Below are 3,948 nucleotides of genomic sequence, written 5' to 3' on the forward strand. Positions count from 1 at the left end.
CGGGACACGCCGTTTTAGCCTGTGGAGGCGCGGTGCAATCAGGCCGCCCGATGAAGCAGGAACCCGGTACTGCGCGAGCAGCTATCACCCAGTAATGGGAATCCCCCTCCTGTGACGCGAAGCGCTAAGGTGGGGGAGGATGTCAACACCAGCTTGTAGGCGATGTAGTACTTGTAGATGTTGCCCACATAGGTGACCGTCTCGGGGCCGATTTTCTCTGCCGCCACGTACTCGACATTGTGGAACCAGACGTTGGGATCCAGCCCCCGTTTCCTGGCCTCGGCACGGAGCCTGGCTACCCGGGCGGGGCCGGCATTGTAGGAGGCGAACGAGAAGAGGGCCTTGTCGAGGGCGGTCATGGGCTCGTCCGCATAGTAGTGATCGATCATCCAGCGCATGTATTTGACGCCCCTGTGAATATTGGGCTCGAGCTGGCGGATGTCGCCGACCTTCAGCCCCTTGCCGGTGGCGGGCATGATCTGCATGATGCCGATGGCGCCCACATGGCTACGGGCATGATGGTTGAGGGCGGACTCCTGGTAGCCCTGGGCCGCCATCAGCAGCCAGTCCATGTCATAGCGTTCGCCATATTCACGGAACAGCTCGACCACCTGCAGGAATTTCTTGCGCTCCGCCTCGGCGGCGGCGCTTTTGACGAACTTGTTCTGCTTGAGATAACGGGCCAGGATCTCATCCCCCGTCGCCTTGCCGCGCAGCGCCTTGATCTGCTCGTTGAGCATGGCGAGCAACTGGGGGCTCTCCTTGCGCACCGCCCAGGCGATGACGCCCCCTTCCCGGAACACGGGGGCGTCGTGAATGGTGATTCCGGGGAAAATCTTTTGCCAGAAGCGGGCCTTGTGCTCGTCCATGACGATGAAGGGGAGCAGGCCTGCGTTCACCATCTCCACCAGATCTTCATCTTCGAGTACCTCCGAGGCGGGTTGGAGGTCGATGAGGGGCTCTCCCGCCGACTTGCGGGCCTGGTTGTAGGCCATGAGGCTACTCGTAGTAGCTGGAGGAGGGGCGCACGAAGACGCGCTGGCCCCCGAGATCGGCGGCGCTTTCCACCTTGGGGGAGAGGGGGCCGGAGACGAGCAGCTCCCGCACGTTTTCAAGCAGGGGATCGGTGAAGGCGATACCCTGCTTCTTGCGCTTGTCCGTGATGGTGAGATTGGCGGCGGCGATGTCGCCTTTGCCCTCGATGAGGGAGCTCAGCAGCGCTTCCCGGGCCACGGGAATGAAGACGAAGTGCACCTTGAGGTGGCGCTTGATCGCCTTTTGCTTGCGCAACTGTTCGTTGAGACGCTTTTCCACCTACATGAAGGCATCGTAGGTGACGCCCCGCTGCACGCCCTTGGTGATGAAGAACCCCGTCTTGTTGTAGGTGGTGAGCACTCGGATGGTGCGCTGCTCCAGCATGACGTCGAGATCTCCCAGCCTGGGTCTGGCAAGCTCGTCCCCCTCAAAGCTCAGGGCGCTTTTCTCCGTCTCTGCCTCGGGGGCCACCTGCTTGCCGGATTCGGCCCCCCAGGCTGGCGTCAGGGAGCAGAACCACCAGATCACGACCATCCATGCGCGTTTCATCACTTACACCTCGCTCGTTTTATTGAGTGTAAGTGGCGCCTTGTGGGTGATTTAGCTTATTGGGTTTGATAGAGATGGCCCCATAGCACGATTTCCACTATTCCATCCAGGAGTGCCCGCCCATGAAAAAAGGAGCCCCGAGGCTCCTCTTTTTCTGCGTGTTGCGGGCCCGTTTGGCTAGAACCAGAAGCCGATGATGAAGGAGCCCGCCAGGGTCAGCATGACGTTGGCCACCGCATAGGTGCCGGCATAGCCGAGCGCCGGGATGGAGCTGTTGGCCGCTTCGTTCACCACGTCCATGGCCGGGGCGCAGGTACGTGCGCCCGTGATGGCGCCGAGCAGCAGGGCTGGGTTCATTTTGAGCACCCAGACACCGAACAGGTAGCCTACCAGCACCGGCAAGGTGGTCACCAGCATGCCGGAGAAGAGCACCACCATCCCCACTTCGCTCAGGTGATCAAGGATGCCGCCCCCCGCCTTGAGGCCGGTACTCACCATGAAGACAGCGAGCCCGAGATCCTTGGCAAGGCGCAGGGCCCCCGGCGGCACATAGCCCACCGTGGGGTGGTTGGCCCGCAGGTAGCCCATCAGGATCCCCGCCAGCAGCAGGCCGACGGCATTGCCGAGGCCGAACTCTATCTGGCCGAACACCAGGGAGACGGAGCCGATGAGCAGCCCCAGCACGAAGAAGGTGGCAAAGGCCACCAGATCCGTGGTCTGGCTGTGGATGCTGATGAAGCCGATCTTGTTGGCCAGCAGCTTGACCCGCTGCTTCTCGCCGCTGATCTGCAGCACGTCACCCTTTTGCAGCATGATATTGCGATCGAACGGCATCTCGATCTGGGAGCGCACCACCCGGTTCAGGAAGCACCCCTTCTCGGTGAGGTTGAGCTCCACCAGGTGGCGACCCACCACGGCATCGTTCTTCACCACGATCTCTTCGGTGACGATCTGGAGGTCAAGCAGGTTGCGATCGAACACCTCTTTGCCGTTGCGGTAGTTGACGTCGAGCTTCTCGTGGCTCTCGGGGTAGCCCACCAGAGCTATCTCGTCCCCTTCCTGAATGACGGCATCACCGTCGGGGCTCGCCAGGATGCCGTTGCGGCGAATGCGCTCCACATAGCAGCCGGTGTGGGGATAGATGCCGGTCTCCCGCAGGGTACGCCCCCCGATCCAGGCGGCGAGCTCTGGGCCGACCCGATAGGCGCGGATGATGGGCAGATAGGTCTTGCGGCTCTCGCTGTCGGACAGCCCCCGCTCGCGCGCAATCTTCTGCGCTTCGGTATTGAGATCCAGCCTGGCCAGGGAGGGGAGGTAGCGCACCACCAGCATCAGCCCCACCAGCCCCACCAGGTAGGTCAGGGCGTAGCCGATGCCCATGTTGTCCAGCACCGACTGCATGTCGGTCTGGTGGGGCAGGTTGAGCAATCCGCTTCGCAGGGCGTCCTGCGCCCCCACCAGGGCCGGCGTGGAGGTGAGGGAACCTGCCAGAATGCCGGCGGCCATGCCGGGCCCCAGATTAAAGAACTTGGCGAGCCCCACGGTCAGCAGCAGGGCCGACAGCAGGATCACCAGGGTCAGGGTGATGTAGTGGATGCCGTCGCGAAGGAAGACGCTGAAAAAGTGCGGCCCCGCTTCAATTCCCACACAGAAGATGAACAGCATGAAGCCGACGTTTTCAGTGGAGGTGGAAAACTGGAATCCCATCTGGCCAAACAGCAGGGCGGTGAAGAGCACGCCTATGGTGTTGCCTATCTGGAAGTTGCCGATGCGTACCTTGCCCAGCAGCAGCCCGAAGGCTAGTACCACGAACAGCAGCAGGGAGTCGCTTTGATGTAGCAGTGTCACGAAATCTATGGTCATGCCCGGAAAAACCGAGGATAAAAGTGAGGCCGATATTGTGCCGGATCCTGTATCAAGAAAGAAGCGCCAAAGCGGATTAACAGCCAGTTAAGTGCTGGTCTCTTCGATGAAGATAGGGATGCGAGGGGGGGGCTGGGGAAAACACCTCTATTTTACGCTGCAAGGCCCGCTGTCAATGAGTGAAATATGCTGTTGAGCAGAGAGGGGATGACGCTCCTGTGGACAATTTATTACCTGCTGCATGGGGAGCAAACGGGCATGTTTTTCAGCATTTTCCACTGAGGAAATTGAAGGGTAACAAAAGAGACTCATGACTCATCCGGCGAGGGCTGACCCGCAGGACGCGGCATAGCGAAAAAAAAGGTTCATCGCGGCTTTCCGGGGAAGGCCGCCTTGATTTTCAGAAAAAAGTATTCTGAGTCCCTAAATCCATATGCCATACGCTTTATCACTTTGATCTTGTTGTTCACCCCTTCCAGCACACTCGTGTGCATCGGGTAG

2 protein-coding genes and 1 pseudogene are annotated in these 3,948 nt (G+C 60.3%); all 3 read right to left on the reverse strand.

Annotated features, from left to right (window positions below; all coding sequences use genetic code 11):
* Positions 1–38: 38 nt before the first annotated feature.
* Positions 39–1,584 (reverse strand): annotated as a pseudogene (locus tag MUW49_RS18195) (lytic transglycosylase F).
* Between the two features lie 177 nt (positions 1,585–1,761).
* On the reverse strand, positions 1,762–3,447 hold the full coding sequence (locus MUW49_RS18200; protein ID WP_029314601.1) for an aspartate:alanine antiporter: 1,686 nt from the start codon (positions 3,445–3,447) through the stop codon (positions 1,762–1,764).
* 365 nt (positions 3,448–3,812) lie between these two features.
* On the reverse strand, positions 3,813–3,948 hold a 136-nt coding region (locus MUW49_RS18205), incomplete at its 5' end, for a transposase (protein ID WP_210538105.1).

It is taken from the genome of Aeromonas sp. LsrichE-8G, from assembly GCF_022869435.1.
Lineage (GTDB): Bacteria > Pseudomonadota > Gammaproteobacteria > Enterobacterales > Aeromonadaceae > Aeromonas > Aeromonas caviae.

Bases quoted from the DNA above. Each gene is read 5' to 3' on its own strand.
- MUW49_RS18200 (WP_029314601.1), bottom strand. From the start codon at position 3,447: ATGACCATAGATTTCGTGACACTGCTACATCAAAGCGACTCCCTGCTG.